Raw genomic sequence first — 15,050 nt, forward strand, 5'->3', positions numbered from 1 at the left:
CTGCCTCTCCGCCCCTCTGCGGCAGAATCGAAGGTGCCCATGGCTTTCAACCCCATGCCAGAGAGCAGCACCACAGGCGTTTCGCTTACTGGAAATCAGTTTAGGAATTCTTTAAATAATCCACATCGTGGTGAACAAAAGCACCGCATTTGCATTCCAAGTTTATCAAACCAACCATGCCAGCTCCAACCCTTCTCGACCGGGAACCCGAACCCGGAACGGTGGCGACCAGCGCTCCTGCGCCAGCGCCCGTCACGCAAGTCACCCCCGCCCAGATCCACGCCGATGAGCAGTTCTGCAGCCAGCTGGAGGACCGCGCGCTCCTCAGCGGCCCAAACCGCCGTCTGCGGGATCTGCAGCTGCTCTACAGCGTGGCGAAGGACTTCATCATCGGCTTCCGCTCGCTGCATTTCGTGGGCCCGTGCATCACTGTGTTTGGCTCGGCCCGCTTCCCGGAAGATCATCCCTACTACAAACTGGCGCGGGACATGGGCGCGGCCATCGCGAAGATGGGCTTCACCGTTTTGACGGGCGGTGGCCCCGGCATCATGGAAGCTGCGAATCGTGGCGCAAAAGATGCTGGAGGACGCAGCGTCGGCTGCAACATCCGGCTGCCTTTTGAACAAAGCCACAATCCTTATCTCGACCGCTGGGTGACCATGGAGCATTTCTTCGTGCGCAAGACGCTGCTCATCAAGTACAGCTACGGCTTCATCATCATGCCCGGCGGCTTTGGCACCATGGACGAGATGTTTGAGGCGCTCACGCTCATCCAGACGCGGAAGCTCAAGAGCTTCCCCATCGTGATCATGGGCAGCGATTTCTGGCCGGAGATGCGCCAGTTCATGGACCACATGCTCAAAGGCGCCACCATCAGCGCGGAAGATCTCGACCTCATCAAATGGACCGACTCCGTGGATGAAGCCGTGGCCCATTTGCAGGACAAGGCCGTCACGCAGTTCGGCCTGCGCCGCTACCGTGTGCCGCGCAGCAGTCCGCTGCTGGGTGAAAAGGCGCTTGAAGGCGCGAATTGAAACAGCACACTCCGCCCCCGCTCTCCCGCATGTCAGACCATACCTTCACCCTCTCCAACGGCCTCAAGCTGGGCTATTGCGAGTACGGTGATCCGCGCGGCGAGGTGGCCTTCTACTTCCACGGCTGGCCCTCCTCACGCGTGCAGGGCTCGCTCTTCCATGAGCATGCCAAAAAGCACGGCATGCGCCTCATCTGCCCGGACCGCCCCGGCATCGGCCTCTCCGATTTCCAGCAGCGCCGCGCCTTGCTCGACTGGCCGGACACGCTGGAACAACTGGCCAGGCATGTGGGTGCGGACAACTACCACGTCCTCGGCTGGTCCGGCGGCGGCCCGTATGTCCTCGTCACCGCGCTGAAGCTGAACCGCCGCCTGCTCTCCGCCTCCATCATCTGCGGTGCGCCCCCGCTGAAGTTTCTGGGAGACCGGCAGATGTTCTGGCTCTACCGCTTCATGATCCAGCTGCGGCATTATTTTCCCACCATCCTCGGGCTCGTCCTGCGCGTGGGCGGCATGGCTGCCCGGGGAAATCCGCACAAGGCACCGCTGCGCTGGCTCATGAAACTGCTGGGTCAGGAAGACCGCCGCGTGCTGCTGCTACCCGGCATCTACGATGTGGTGCGGGATGCCACGCTCGGCGCGCTGGATCGCGGCCCGCGCAGCGTCATCGCCGATGCGGACATCTACCTCAGCGAATGGGGCTTCGAAGTCAGCCAGATCAATTTCCCCATCCGCTTCTGGCATGGCAAGCAGGACCGCAACATCGCCTGGACCTACACCCAGCAGATCGCCCAGCTCATCCCGCAGGCCGAGACGCACTGGTCCGAGATTGATGGCCACTACTCCCTGCCCATCACCCATGCGGAGCAGATCATCGTGGCGGCATTGCAGAAGGAAGTGCCGGTGGTGAGCAGGGTGTAGCACCAATGCGTTCGTATCGCAGCCGTTCCATATGGACTGCGGTCGCGGAGTGAGGAACGAACGCAGCTACCGCTTTAGCCGGACTCGGTGACGCACGCATGAAAGAAGATGTCCGACTGCGGCAGCCGGTGATCCTTCGCAGGCCGGTCAGCCCATGCGCACCACGAGACGCTCGAAAGCGGCAGCTACGCGTGCCGCACTCCAAATTCGCGCTGGACGGTCAGACTCCCCATTGGAACTTCGGCCGCCAAGATCCCTTCGCGCCTTCGCTCCTACCTCGGCAGCAGAATCGGAATCCCGTTATCAATCACAAACACCCGCGTGCCATCGGCGGTCGCCAGGGCAGCGTCCACCTTGTTGGCCGCACACTCCTCCGGCGTCGCGCGGCGCAGGGGCTGGTGCGTGTCCGGGCAGCGCAGCAGGGGCAGAAAATCATTGAGCCATTGGGTTTCGTTTTGCATCAGTATTCAGTATTCAGCCATGGAGGGGTCAATTTCACGCGCCCAGGCGATGATGCCGCCGGAGATGTTCCAGACGTTTTCAAAGCCCTGCTCACGCAGCAGGCTCACGGCACGCGCGCTGCGGCCGCCGCTCTTGCAGTGAACGAGGATGCGCCTGTCGCGCGGCAGCTCGGCGGTGCGGGTTCCGAGTTCGCCCAGGGGAATGAGCACTGCACCTGAGATGCGTGAGATGCTTTGCTCGTGCGGCTCGCGCACATCCAGCAGGAAATGATTGTCTCCGGCTTCGCGGAGTTCTTTGAGTTCGTGAACGGTCATGGTGGGAACATCTGGAGGGGCGGCGGCGGTGATGCCGCAGAAGCCTTGGTAATCGATGGGTTCGGTGATGGTGGGATGGTCGCCGCACACGGGGCAGCCCGGGTCCCGGCGCAGGGTCAGCGTGCGGAAGCGCATGCTCAGGGTGTCCACATGCATCAGTTTTCCAAGGAGCGGCTGGCCGATGCCGGTGATGAGCTTGATGGCCTCCAGCGCCTGCATGGTGCCGATGAGCCCCGGCAGCACGCCCAGCACGCCGCCTTCCGCACAGGAGGGCACCATGCCCGGAGGCGGGGGCTGCGGGCACATGCAGCGGTAGCAGGGCGCACCGAGATGCGGGGCAAACACGCCCACCTGCCCGTCAAAGCGCAGGATGCTGCCATACACATTCGGCTTGCGCAGCCACACGGCCACATCGTTGCTGAGGTAGCGCGTGGGGAAATTGTCCGTGCCATCGATGATGACATCGTAGTCCGCCGCGATCTTCATGGCATTCGCCGCGGTGAAAAGCTCCGGGTAAACCTGGATGTCGACATGCGGATTGATGTCGGCCAGCCGGTCGCGTGCGGCGTCCAGCTTCTTGCGCCCGAGGTCCTTCTGCCCGAAGAGAATCTGCCGCTGCAGATTGGTGATCTCCACCACATCCGGGTCCACCAGGCCGATTCCGCCGATGCCTGCCGCCGCCAGATACATCGTGATGGGCGAGCCCAGACCCCCTGCCCCGATGCACAGCACGCGTGCCGCCTTCAGCTTGCGCTGGCCCTCGATCCCGAATTCGGGGATCGCCAAATGCCGCGCGTAGCGGCTCAGTTCGTCAGGGGTGAAGTCGGGCATGAGTCTCCCACCATGGCATGCAGAATCGACAGCGCAACGATCCAGCGGTTGCGATGGGGCATGGGGCGACTACATTCTCAACATGCCTGATTGGACACCCCCAACCCAAGTCAATCTGGTCGATCTGGGCTTCATGGACTCGCGTTCGAAGCTCATCGACCTCGCCGCCTTTCTCGACCGCGTGCAGCGTGCCGGGCAGGAAGGCGACTTCCGCGTGCAGGCCCTGAAAAACGCCATCGCCCTGCTCTCCCAGGACCAGCCCCAGCGCGCGCGCGATGTGCTGCTGAGTTTCAGCGATCCGAGTGTGGAACCCGTGGAGAAAGCGGCAATGCAGGGCGCGATTGGCGCGTATAAGAAGTGAGGGTTGTCGTTGCTGGCAGTCGTTTGTGATTGCCGCCCAACAACCGGAAACCATCGCCAACCACCGCCCCCCATGAATTACATCGAGCCCCACGGCCACATGGTCAGCCGCACCACGGATGACTATGAGCGCATGGCCATCGCCGGCTGCCAGGCGATCTGCGAGCCCGCGTTCTGGGCCGGCTACGACCGCGCCAGCGCCGAAGGCTTCTACGACTACTTCCGCCAGATCACCGAGTATGAGCCGAAGCGTGCCGCGAAGTTTGGCATCCAGCATTACTCCTGGCTGTGCATCAATCCGAAGGAGGCCGAGGATATCAAACTGGCGGACGACGTCATCGCGCTGATCCCGCAGTTCATCGACAAACCCGGCGTGCTCGGCATTGGCGAGATCGGCCTGAACAAGAACAGCCGCAACGAGCTCAAAATCTTCGAGCAGCATGTGCAGGTGGCGCAGGATTACGATGCGCTGGTGCTCATCCACACGCCCCATTTGGAAGACAAGCTCAAGGGCACGCGCCTGATCGTCGAAGCGCTGAAAAACTTCCCCAAGATCAAGCCCGAGCGCGTGATCATCGACCACGTCGAAGAGCACACCATCGACCACGTTCTCGATCACGGCTTCTGGGCCGGTATCACGCTGTATCCTGAAAGCAAATGCACCCCGAACCGCGCCATCGACATGCTGGAGCAGCGCCACGCCGAACAAATCTGGATGAACAGCGCCTGCGACTGGGGCATCAGCGATCCCCTCGCCGTGCCGAAGACCATGCAGGCCATGCGCCAGCGCGGGTGGAGTGCGGAGATGATCCAGCGCGTGGCTTGGGACAACCCGAGGAAGTTCATGGGGCAGTGTGAGAAGTTTAAGCTTTAAACCATGCCAAGAAAAGTCCGCGAACTCATCCGAGATCTGCTCCGTGCCGGGTTTTCCCAATCAGCAGGAGGCGGCAAAGGTTCACATCGCAAATTTTATCATTCGCGCTATCTTGGTGCGGTCACTGTCAGTGGAAAAGAGGGAGCTGATGTGAAACATTATCAGGAGAAGCAAATCCGCCAAGCTATCGACAAAACACTCGAATGAAAACCGCCGACAAATATCACAAATGGGTCGATTGGAGCGCCAAGGACGGTGTTTACGTCGGTCATTGCCCTGATTTGATCACTGGAATTCATGGTGACAATCCCGTGAAACTTTATGAAGAGCTTTGCGAAGTCGTGGACGAAGTCATCAGCGATCTAGCCAAAGCAGGACGCCGCTTGCCTAAGCCTCGAGTACGTCCAATGCTGGAATGCGCATGACCGCCCCGAACCTCGACACCATCGCCCTCATTGCCGGAAACGGCATTTATCCGGAAACCTTTGTGGCTGCGGCGCGGAAGGCTGGGGTGAAGAAGCTAGTGGCGGCGGCGTTTACGAATGAGACGAAGCCGGAGCTGGCAGGCATGGTGGATGCCATCGAGTGGTTCCGCGTGGGGCAGCTGGGCAAGATGATTTCCTTTTTCAAAAAGCAGGGCGTGACGCAGACGGTGATGGTGGGGCAGATCGCGCCGAAGAATCTCTTCGATCTGCGCCCGGACTTCCGCACGCTGATCATGATGGCAAAGCTGAAGCAGCGGAACGCGGAGACGCTGTTTGGTGGCATCGCCAATGAGCTGGCGAAGGATGGCATCACGCTGCTGCCTGCCACGACTTTTCTCGAAGACCTGATGCCCGGGCCCGGCCATGTGGCGGGACCGCAGATCAAGAAGCGGCGGCAGGAAGATGCGGAGTACGGCTTCAAAATCGCCAAGGAAAGCAGCCGGCTGGACATCGGCCAGACGGTGGTGGTGAAGAACGGCACGGTGCTGGCGGTGGAGGCCTTTGAGGGCACGAATGAGGCCGTCAAGCGCGGCGGTGCCCTGGGCCGTGGCGGCGCCACGATGGTGAAGGTCTCGAAGCCCAATCAGGACATGCGCTTTGATGTGCCCGTGGTGGGACCGGAGACGATCCGCACCGCGGCGGCTGCCGGAGTGGACTTGATCGCCGTGGAGGCGGGCATGACCCTGCTCCTCGGACGGGAGGAAGTTTTCAGGCTCTGCCAGGAGCTCAAAGTGACTCTTCTGGCCCTGGCGTGAGTTTTACCTACGGCTAACGCCATGTGATGAACGGCACAATTCTTGCCTCGTATTTCAACTGCGTTTAAGTCTAAGTGGGGTGAATAGCGGAATATTCCGTTTTTCAAATCACATCATCCCACCCATCAACTTACACATCCCATGAAAACGAAACGCAACCACGCCTTCACTCTGATCGAGCTGTTGGTGGTGATCACGATCACCGCCATTCTCGCGAGCCTGGCCTTGCCCGCCTTCACCACCATGGCCCAGACTCAGGAGAATCAGATGAAAGGCGTCAACAACTGCAAGCAGATCATCATCGCGCTGAAGCTGTTCGCCAAAGACAACGGCAGCCAGTATCCGGACTCCGTGGCCAACCCGCTGACGGGAAGCATGGCACAGAACGCCAATGACGCCTTCCGCTTCATGATCCAGGAACAGATCGTGACCGATGAGCGCATCTTTGGCTGCCCCGTCGGCTACAATCCGGACAACAACATCGGCAAAGCCCCCAGCTATGGCAATGCCCTGATGCCCGGTGAAAACCACTGGGCGCTGACGTCCGGCCAGACGGACACCACGGTGGGCAGCATGCCCCTCGTGTTTGAAAACCCCGCCACGAACAGCTGGCCTCCGGTTTGGAATGCCGACGTCGCAGGCCAGATCCAACCCGGCCGCACCTGGCCGGGTGGCCAGATCATCATCGGTCGCAACGCCGGCAGCGTCGCTGTCGAAACTCTGGCTGGCGACCAAGGCAAGGTCGGCCCCAAAATCTTGGCCGATGGCAACGACCTCTTCACCCAAGCTTCTCAAGGCATCCCCCAGCGCGTCCTGCAGGTGGTTTATAAAAAGTAGGCGACCCATCAATTAAACTGCAGACAATCGACGCCGTCGGATGCGCCGCATCCGGCGGCTTTTTTGTGCTTTTGTCCCGGGCCAGTTCATCTACAGCGGCTCAGGCCTGGATTTCCCTACGCCTGCCGCCACGTCAGGGACGGCTAAATTCTTGTCTCGTATTTCAGCCCTCGTTTGGGTCTAATTGGGGTGGATAGCGGAATATTCCGTTATTCACATAACATAATAAAGCAAAGATAAACAAACGCATAAAATGAAAACGAAACGAAACCAAGCCTTCACTCTGATCGAGTTGTTGGTGGTGATCACAATCATCGCGATTCTCGCGGGATTGGCGGTACCCGCCTACACCATCGTTCAGAGGATCGCCAATCAGAACAAAGGCGTCAGCAACGCCAGGCAGGTCATCCTCGCGATGAAACTGTTCGCAAAGGACCACAGCAGCCAGTACCCCGACACCGTGCCCAATCCGGTGACCGGGAGCCTGGCCCAAAACGCCAATGACGCGTTCCGCTACATGATCCAGGAAAAGTGCGCTCCGGATGAGCGCATCTTTGGCTGCCCCTCCGGTTACAATCCGGATGGCACCATCGGTCTGAGCCCCAACTATGGCAATGCCTTGCTGCCCGGTGAAAACCACTGGGCGATGACGGCCGGCCAGACGGACACCACGGTGGGCAACATGCCCCTCGTGTTTGAAAACCCAGCCTCCCCAAGCTGGCCTCCGCTCTGGAATGCCGACATGGCAGGCAAGATCGCTCCGGGCCGGACCTGGGCCGATGGCAAGATCATCATTGGGCGCAACGACGGCAGCGTCGCGCTCGAAGCGCTGGCAGACACCAAAGGCATGGTCGGCCCCAAAGGCATGGCCGGTAACTTGAACCTGTTTACACAGGCCTCAGACGGCATTCCGCAGCGCGTTCTGCAGGTGGTTTATGGCAACCAAGGGCAAATTGAACGCATGCTTGCTGACCCAAATCTGCCCCCGCCTCTCGCCGTGGGAGGCACTCCTGCAGCCCCTCCGGTTCCCGGTTTGACTCCCGGAGGCCTGCCGCCTGCGGGGCTGTGATCGGTCATAAAATCTAGAGACACTCCACGCCGCCGGATGCACGCCATCCGGCGGCTTTTTTGTGCCTGGGCATGCAGGCAATCCCCTGCCCTTGTGTAGCACTTGGGATGACTTTGCCCCCGTGCCTCGAAAGGTGACATTTTTTTCTCGCATTTCAGCCCCCACTTGGGTCTAATCCTTGGGTGCCGAATTAATTCCGGTGTCCTAATAACATCATACCCAACCCAAAACATACCCACATAATGAAAACGAAACGAAACCAAGCCTTCACTCTGATCGAGCTGTTGGTGGTGATCACGATCATCGCGATTCTCGCGAGTTTGGCCGTGCCCGCCTTCACGATGGTCCAGACCCAAGGCAATCAGATGAAAGGCGTCAACAACTGCAAGCAGGTCATCCTCGCGCTCAAGCAGTTTTCCAAAGACAACAACAGCCAGTATCCTGACTCCGTGGCCAACCCGCTGACAGGCAGCATGGCCCAAAGCGCCAATGACGCCTACCGTTACATGATCCAGGAACAGATCGTGACGGATGAGCGCATCTTCGGCTGCCCTGCCGGCTACAACCCGGACAACAACATCGGCCAGGCCCCCAACTACGGCAATGCGCTGATGCCAGGTGAAAACCACTGGGCCATGACCGGCAACCAGACGGACACCACCGTGGGCAACATGCCCATCGTCTTTGAAAACCCAGTCTCCATCAGCTGGCCGCCCCTTTGGAATGCCGACGTGGCAGGTCAGGTCGTTCCCGGCCGCACCTGGCCTGGTGGCAAGATCATCATCGGTCGCAACGACGGCAGCGTGGCCGTTGAAGCTCTGGCAGGCAAGAGAGGTTCCGTCGGCCCTAAAATCATGGCTGGCGGCCTCAACCTCTTCACCCAAGCCTCACAGGGCATCCCGCAGCGCATTCTGCAGGTGGTCTATGGCAACAACAGCATGAACACCAATCCCGGCATTGGCGGACAGGGACAGCTGCCCGGCGGCCTTCCTCCTGGCGGCCTTGGCGCTCCCGCTCCCCTCCCTGGTGGAATGCCCGGCGGTGCTCCTCCGGCTCCGCTTGGTGCTCCTGGCGCCCCTGGTGGCCTGCCACCTTCCGGACTGTAATCAGTCATCAGCCTCAATAAGATCTACACCGCCGGATGTGCTCCATCCGGCGGTTTTTTTCTGCCTTGTTCCGAAGGTTTGCAGGCAAACCACTTGACCCTTTCCCTGCATCTTCGATTACTATACCCAAGATGAGCTTGCAGGCTTGTTCATGCGAAACCTGCCTCGCTCTCACCTCCCGAATCACATGCCGACTTTCCCCACCCCTCGCCATGCTTTGAACCGCCTGCTCACAGGCCCTTGCTGGGTTGCGCTGACGGTTTTGATGCTGCTGAGCAAGGCTCACGCTTTTGACACCGTCATCCTTGATCCCGGCCATGGTGCTCATGACCGCGGTGCGGCCATCGGCTATGTTTATGAAAAGCACCTGGCGCTGGACACCGCGCGCCGCGTGGAGCAGCTCCTCAAAAAAGAAGGCCTGAAGGTCATCATGTCCCGCAGCCGTGACGTCTTCATCCCCCTGCAGGACCGCTCCGCTCTCGGCAACAGCCGGGGCAACTCCATCTTCGTCAGCATCCATTACAACTACAACCGCGGTGGCAGCGGCGCCGGTGCGGAGACCTACTACCACTTCTCCTCCAGCTACATGCTCGCGGCCTACATCCAGGCCTACCTTGTGCAGCGCAGCAGCATGCTTAATCGCGGCGTGAAGAACGCCAACTTCCACGTCATCCGTGCCACCAATAAGAATCCGGCCGTGCTCGTCGAATGCGGCTTCGTCAGCAACTCCACCGAACGCGCCCGCATGCTGACCGGTGAGTTTCGCGCCAGGATCGCCGAAGGCATCGCCCAGGGCATCATCGCGTTCAGGAAGTCAAAGTAAGGGACGCTCCTTCGAAACAGAAGTTTGCAGTGGCTGGCGTTGTTTGCAGTCGTTTGCAATGGTTTGACAAGCCTCCGCTGAACCATCACCCAATTCCCACGGCGAAAGCCTGCAACGGCGACTCTGCTTTTGCTAAGCTTAGTGAGCCCGCCGTCCAGATTGCGAAAGCGGCGGCGCGCCCAGGCTTGCCGCACGCACTCCAAGACGCTGTCGCGCCCGCGTGAACGCTGGTGTTTTACGGCTCTCAGAACGAAAAGCCGCCACGCTAGGTGGCGACCTCACAGTGCCACTCTCAGTGCGCCGGGGACTTTGCCAGCTTCACGTCTTCAACGTTCTCCACCTTGGTCGTCTTGACCCGGCGCTCGCTGAACGACAGAAACACGCCGTAGCCCATCAGCAGCAGCTGGCTGAGCCAGTAGCCGTAGATCTTTGGCCAGATGCCGTCCGTGAAGCCGTAGGCATGCAGGCCGACGCCGAGCTGGTTCACGCCGAACCACGAGAAGATCACGATGCAGCCGAGGATGAGATTGCAGCAGTGCAGGCCGATCTCGCGGATGTAACCGCCGAGGCGCGCATGCAGAATGACGAGGCACATCAGCACGATCATGAGCGCGCCGTTTTCCTTCGGATCCCAGCCCCAGAAGCGGCCCCAGCTGTAGTTCGCCCAGATGCCGCCGAGGACGGTGCCCACCAGCGAGAGGAACAAGCCGGTGGCGATGAAACCGTAGGCGACGCGGGTCAGCAGGCGCGAGTCCCCTTCCCCGGTTTTGAACACGCCAAAGAGGCGCTGGATGAAATAGATCATCGAAATCAAGGCGGCGACCATGCAGGCCGCGTAGCCGAGATTGATCATCGGCACATGGGTTGAGAGCCAGAAGTTCGTGATCAGCACGGCCTGAAGCTGCTGCAGGGTGTCGGTGGCTTCGGAGGCCTCAAACTGGATGGAGAGGAACATGCAGGCCGTGCCGCCGATGGCCGTCACGAGCAGTCCCAGCCCGCGTTTCGTGATCCACTCCGCAATCAAGCCGAGCAAGGCGCAGGAGGCGCCGATGAAGAGAATCGTTTCATACAAGGTGGTGATCGGCGGGCGCTGCATGATGATGCAGCGGATCACCACACCCGTCACCGCCAGGGCTGTCGCTGCACCCAGCAGCAGCCATGCGCTGAGCCGGGCCGCTTTTTCAAAGCGTGACCCCGGTGAAACCCAGGTGAGCGCCACGGCGATGAATCCCACGAGGAAAATCCACTGCGAATAGAAGAAGTAATCCGCCCGCATGGAATGACGTTCCAAGGCGATGGACTGCCCTTCCCCGCGTGCTTTGGCGGCGTCTTGAATTTTGGTCAGCAGCGCCTTGGAGGCGGCCTTGAACTTCGCCGCATCTGGCAGGGCCAGGTAAACCTCTTCATACTGCGCCAGCCAGGCAAGCTGATCCGCCGGCACGTCTTTGTCGCTGTTGATCGCGCCGAAGATCATCTCGCCGGGACCGTTCCAGACATTGTTGGCTCCAGGGGCTGGCGGGAAGATGCGGAGCTGCTGCTCAGCATTGCCGCTCATCATGGCACCCAGAGCACCCTGTGCAAAAGCCCTGAACCATGGGAGCTGCATCGGCGGTCCGTTGTTGGTCCGAATGGCTGCAATCAGGGTGTTGATACTCTTCGAGAGGCGAACTGGCAGGGTCACTCCGGCAGGCAGTCCTTCCGGCTTTTCACCCAGGGGCTCACGGATGAAGTCGAAATGCCCCATGATCATTTCATAGTCGAGGAAGTTGGCGGCGAGCTGCACAATCATGCGCTGTTCGGGCGTCTGCTTCCGGGAGGGAATCACGCGATACTCGCCCATCTTCTTCATCATGACCTGCCGTGCGGGCTCGATCTCAGCGTAGGTGTACTGGTCGCGCTTGGCCTTGGCCGTGAGGCCGAGCTCGGTGATGGCGGAGGAGTTGTCCACCTTGAACAGCGGCACAGTCCTGCCGATGTCCGGGCGGAACCAGCTCATCAGCATCCATTCCACGGCACTGAGCTTCACGGGCTTGGGCTTTTCGGGCGTACTGCCTTCTTTTTCGATCAGCTTCTGCGTCGCTGGATCCACGAGCGGCTTGCCATCCATTTCACCGCTGTCCGTCAGCCAGATGCTGCGGCGGGCCCGAAAGCGCAGCAGGCGATAGCTGGCGACGTTTTCGAGGGGCTTGATGCGGCCGGATTCCTGCACCGGGATGGATGCGAAGGTTTCCACGACCTCCTTGTCGCGGAACAGATCGAGCGGCGGAAGTTCAGCAGCGGCGGCAAAGCCGCTGAGCGAGAACAGCGCGAGGAGGGCGGAACGAAGAGTTTTCATGCAGAGAATACGTGGGCCGTGGGGCGGTTAGAGCAGCTTCCACATCGCGAGGGCGAAGGCGGCGTTGAAGGCGGCGATAAGACTGAGGGAGAAAGCCCAGGGGTTCACCTTGATGAAACGGGCCAGCATCATGAGGAAGTGCAGCAGCAGGCCTTCTGCCACGATGATGCAGGAGATGAGCGGCCAGTGATCCGCAGGATTTTCGACGATCATGAAGCCGGAGCTTTTCACGCCGGTGCCTTCCTGCTCGCCCGAGCTGAAGGTGCTCTGGAACACGGCATAGCCTTCGCTGCGCACGGGCTCGTTCATGGTGATGTAACGCTTCTCCTCATGGTCGCCGCTGATTTTGGTGACCTTGCTGCTGAAGCGCCGCGCACGCTCGGTGCCGGGGTGTTTTTCCTCCTCGGTCTGGTCCAGACGCACGGCGAAGGGCAGCTTATAGGTGCGATGCACCAGTGAGATGAGGTACTTGTCCGCACCGACGGTGACGGTCCAGGGCGCGGCGGCAAACTCCCACAGGATGCCCGTCTGTTTTTCGTCGCCCTTTTTGATCTTCGCGATGGCAACGCAGGCGCTGCCAAGCTGCTCGTCCGCCATCGCGGCACCGGTTTCATCCAACTGAGGCAGCTCCTGAATGAAGTAGCCGTCCACGGCATCCGCACGGCTGCCCTCGGCATCGCGCTTGGGCTGGGCGTTCTTCCTCCAGCTGGTGATCATGAGATCAAACGGCAGGCTCTCGCTGGTGAAGGTGCGCCCCTTGCCATCGGTCAGATCACGATACTTCGCTTCGTCGATCACCAGCACGCTGCGTTTGGCCTTGGGATCCGTCTGCACTTTTTCGATCTCGATCACCCGGTCATGGAAGCTGAGGAACTCGTCCGCCGTCTGGCCTTCACGCAGGTTCATGTTGCCCTCTTTGGCGAAGTGATGCGTCACCGCACCGGCGGCGATCATGAACAGGATGGCGAAGTGGGAAATGATGACGCCGATGGTCTTGGGCGACTTGCGGATGCGCATGATGCCGCCGCAGAGCAGATTCACGAAGAGGATCGCCATGAGTGTGTAACCGCCGGGCACGATGTAGAGCGGCAGGGACACATTGCCGATGTCCCAGTAGGCATTGAAGGCGAGTGCGCGCCAGCAGGCACCGATGTCGATGCGGTCAATGAACGCGGACTCAAAGTAGCGCGCCTGACTGGCAACGAGGCCGTGCTCCGCCTGCTCCAGCGTGCCGAGAAAGGTGAGCACCAGCAGCATGACCAGCACCGAGGTGGCAAGGCCGAAGCTGGAAAGAAACGCGAAGACTTTCGCGGGAAGAGATTTGGATGAGTCGGACACGACGGAGGTGCGGGGGCTGGGGAATGACGAAATCAAAAACAAGGAACGACGAGCGCAGGCGCTTCAGCCGACACTATTCTTGCTTGGGCAGGTTCGGTTTGATCGACAGGCAGAAAGCATCAAAGGCGGCGGTGTTTTGCTCCACGAGCGCCTTGGGTCCGGTGAGCTTGACGAAGATCGTGGCCTGATCGGCGGAATGAATGAGGCCGAGCATGCGGTAGCCGGTTTTGGCCGCCTCAGCACCGAAGCCTTTGAAGTCGCCATCGAAGGCCACAAACGTCGCGTCGCGATTGAAGAAGGGTTTCTTCGGCAGCTTGGCGATCTCGTCCGCCGTGTAGGGCGGCTGTCCCATCTGAGTGCGCCAGCGGTTCACGTTGGCCTCCAGACCACCTGCGGGTCCGGGCATGAGGGAGATGTAGCATTCACCTTCCTGATTCGGGCCAAATCTCAGGTCAAGCAGACGCATGCCCATGGGGTCTGGCGTGGCGGATTCCTTCCAGCCTTCAGGCAGGGTCCAAGTGAGCAGTTCGCGGAAATTGGGCCGCTGCTGGGGCTGCTCTTTCGCATCATCATAGAAGCGTGTGGAGCTGGGGATGTCCGCATGCGGCTTCGCGGCATGGCTGGAAATGTCACGCGTTTCGGTGATGGCTTCACGCTCCTGCAAACGATCGCAGGAAGTCATGAAAAGACTGCACGCGAGCAGCGCGCAGGATGGTTGGAGGAATGTCATCGTCAGGGAACGCATGAGGGGGCGGAATGATTAGCAGCATCCTTCGTGATTGCCACGAAGATGCGCAGGAACGCAGAGATAAACAGGCAGGGATGAAGGGTGCTTGATGGAGGGTGTTGCTCGCAGATTTGTGAGCCTTAGTTCATACGAACCGTGAGTGAGTCTGGTAACCTGCTGCCGCGCGCCAAGCGTCGTGGAGTGCGGTCGCGCAGATGCACGGCGCAAGCCTGCATCGACGACACCGCTTTCGCGGAGTGAATCACGATCTTCGTCTTGAGCATACCGTCCGGCATGCGAAAGCGGCGTCGCGCCGAGGCTTGCCGCACGCACTCCAAGACGCTTCGCGCACGCGCAGGCCCGGGCGTTATCGAGACGCTGCAGGAACAGCGCAGAGCCGAGGGCGCACGCGGAGTGCTGCGGAATAAATTCCGCGCTCCATGAAACGCAGCTCACGCGCCCTTGTGGTCGGTGTGGCAGGCTTTGCAGTTCACCGCAGCCTTGTAGGCGGCGGCTCCGGCGGCGTCTTTCGCCTGCACCTGTTTCACCGCACCAATGAGCGCCTGACATTTGGTGACCCATGCGGCCTTGTCACCTTTCGGCGGTGCGGCGGCGCACATGTCTTGATAGGCTTTGAGCAGTGTGGCCAGTTCCGCATCGGTGGCGGTCGTGCCCACCTTTTTGCAGAGGGCATCATCGCCCTTGTGATACTGCTTCATCACGGTCTTGATGACGTCACTGCCTGCGGCAGGAGCAGCGGCGGGTTTCGCATCAGCGGCT

General features: G+C 60.4%; 16 protein-coding genes and 1 pseudogene. 11 read left to right on the forward strand and 6 right to left on the reverse strand.

Annotation, left to right across the window (positions count from 1 at the left end; translation table 11 throughout):
• Positions 1-176: 176 nt before the first annotated feature.
• Both WAW39_RS02890 and WAW39_RS02895 read left to right on the forward strand, forming a co-directional pair.
• Entirely contained in the window at positions 177-1,034 is an 858-nt protein-coding gene (locus WAW39_RS02890) for a TIGR00730 family Rossman fold protein (protein ID WP_422315585.1), read from the forward strand.
• A 29-nt stretch (positions 1,035-1,063) separates the two neighbouring features.
• On the forward strand, positions 1,064-1,954 hold the full coding sequence (locus tag WAW39_RS02895; RefSeq protein ID WP_422315587.1) for an alpha/beta fold hydrolase: 891 nt from the start codon (positions 1,064-1,066) through the stop codon (positions 1,952-1,954).
• A 272-nt stretch (positions 1,955-2,226) separates the two neighbouring features.
• Here WAW39_RS02895 and WAW39_RS02900 read toward each other — a convergent pair whose 3' ends face one another.
• Positions 2,227-2,415, reverse strand: coding sequence for a hypothetical protein (locus WAW39_RS02900; RefSeq protein WP_422315589.1), 189 nt, complete (start codon positions 2,413-2,415; stop codon positions 2,227-2,229).
• 6 nt (positions 2,416-2,421) lie between these two features.
• Positions 2,422-3,561 carry a molybdopterin-synthase adenylyltransferase MoeB gene (moeB, locus tag WAW39_RS02905; protein ID WP_422315591.1) on the reverse strand — a complete coding sequence of 380 codons (1,140 nt, stop codon included), beginning with the start codon at positions 3,559-3,561 and terminating at the stop codon, positions 2,422-2,424.
• A gap of 82 nt (positions 3,562-3,643) precedes the next feature.
• Between moeB and WAW39_RS02910 the strand changes: the two genes are divergently transcribed.
• From WAW39_RS02910 to WAW39_RS02950, 9 genes are all read left to right on the forward strand, one after another.
• Complete coding sequence (locus tag WAW39_RS02910) at positions 3,644-3,922, forward strand: hypothetical protein (protein WP_422315593.1); 279 nt, start codon at positions 3,644-3,646, stop codon at positions 3,920-3,922.
• A 72-nt stretch (positions 3,923-3,994) separates the two neighbouring features.
• Positions 3,995-4,795 (forward strand): TatD family hydrolase, encoded by an 801-nt coding sequence (locus tag WAW39_RS02915; protein ID WP_422315595.1) that lies wholly within the window; start codon positions 3,995-3,997, stop codon positions 4,793-4,795.
• A gap of 3 nt (positions 4,796-4,798) precedes the next feature.
• Positions 4,799-5,002, forward strand: a complete 204-nt coding sequence (locus WAW39_RS02920) for a type II toxin-antitoxin system HicA family toxin (protein WP_422315597.1) — start codon at positions 4,799-4,801, stop codon at positions 5,000-5,002.
• On the forward strand, positions 4,999-5,220 hold the full coding sequence (locus WAW39_RS02925; protein ID WP_395735039.1) for a pilus assembly protein HicB: 222 nt from the start codon (positions 4,999-5,001) through the stop codon (positions 5,218-5,220). The genes WAW39_RS02920 and WAW39_RS02925 overlap by 4 nt, the downstream gene beginning before the upstream one ends.
• Entirely contained in the window at positions 5,217-6,035 is an 819-nt protein-coding gene (locus tag WAW39_RS02930) for an LpxI family protein (RefSeq protein ID WP_422315600.1), read from the forward strand. The genes WAW39_RS02925 and WAW39_RS02930 overlap by 4 nt, the downstream gene beginning before the upstream one ends.
• Before the next feature lie 141 nt (positions 6,036-6,176).
• Positions 6,177-6,872, forward strand: coding sequence for a type II secretion system protein (locus WAW39_RS02935; protein ID WP_422315602.1), 696 nt, complete (start codon positions 6,177-6,179; stop codon positions 6,870-6,872).
• A gap of 253 nt (positions 6,873-7,125) precedes the next feature.
• Positions 7,126-7,941, forward strand: coding sequence for a type II secretion system protein (locus tag WAW39_RS02940; protein ID WP_422315604.1), 816 nt, complete (start codon positions 7,126-7,128; stop codon positions 7,939-7,941).
• Positions 7,942-8,183: 242 nt separating this feature from the next.
• The gene (locus WAW39_RS02945) at positions 8,184-9,047 is read left to right on the forward strand and encodes a type II secretion system protein (protein ID WP_422315606.1); all 864 of its coding nucleotides are present in this window, start codon (positions 8,184-8,186) and stop codon (positions 9,045-9,047) included.
• Between the two features lie 187 nt (positions 9,048-9,234).
• Positions 9,235-9,870: an N-acetylmuramoyl-L-alanine amidase family protein gene (locus WAW39_RS02950; RefSeq protein ID WP_422315608.1), complete on the forward strand. Its 636-nt coding sequence runs from the start codon at positions 9,235-9,237 to the stop codon at positions 9,868-9,870.
• 292 nt (positions 9,871-10,162) lie between these two features.
• On the opposite strand, the gene WAW39_RS02955 is transcribed toward WAW39_RS02950, so the two are convergent.
• The 4 genes and pseudogenes from WAW39_RS02955 to WAW39_RS02970 all read right to left on the reverse strand — a co-directional run.
• A complete protein-coding gene (locus WAW39_RS02955; protein WP_422315610.1) occupies positions 10,163-12,205 on the reverse strand; it encodes a cytochrome c biogenesis protein in 2,043 nt (680 codons plus the stop codon).
• 27 nt (positions 12,206-12,232) lie between these two features.
• Positions 12,233-13,543, reverse strand: coding sequence for a cytochrome c biogenesis protein ResB (locus tag WAW39_RS02960; RefSeq protein WP_422315612.1), 1,311 nt, complete (start codon positions 13,541-13,543; stop codon positions 12,233-12,235).
• A gap of 73 nt (positions 13,544-13,616) precedes the next feature.
• On the reverse strand, positions 13,617-14,288 hold the full coding sequence (locus WAW39_RS02965; protein ID WP_422315614.1) for a hypothetical protein: 672 nt from the start codon (positions 14,286-14,288) through the stop codon (positions 13,617-13,619).
• 434 nt (positions 14,289-14,722) lie between these two features.
• Positions 14,723-15,050, reverse strand: a pseudogene (locus WAW39_RS02970) (hypothetical protein); the annotation flags it as partial.

The sequence above is a fragment of the Prosthecobacter sp. genome (genome assembly GCF_049294395.1).
GTDB lineage: Bacteria > Verrucomicrobiota > Verrucomicrobiia > Verrucomicrobiales > Verrucomicrobiaceae > Prosthecobacter.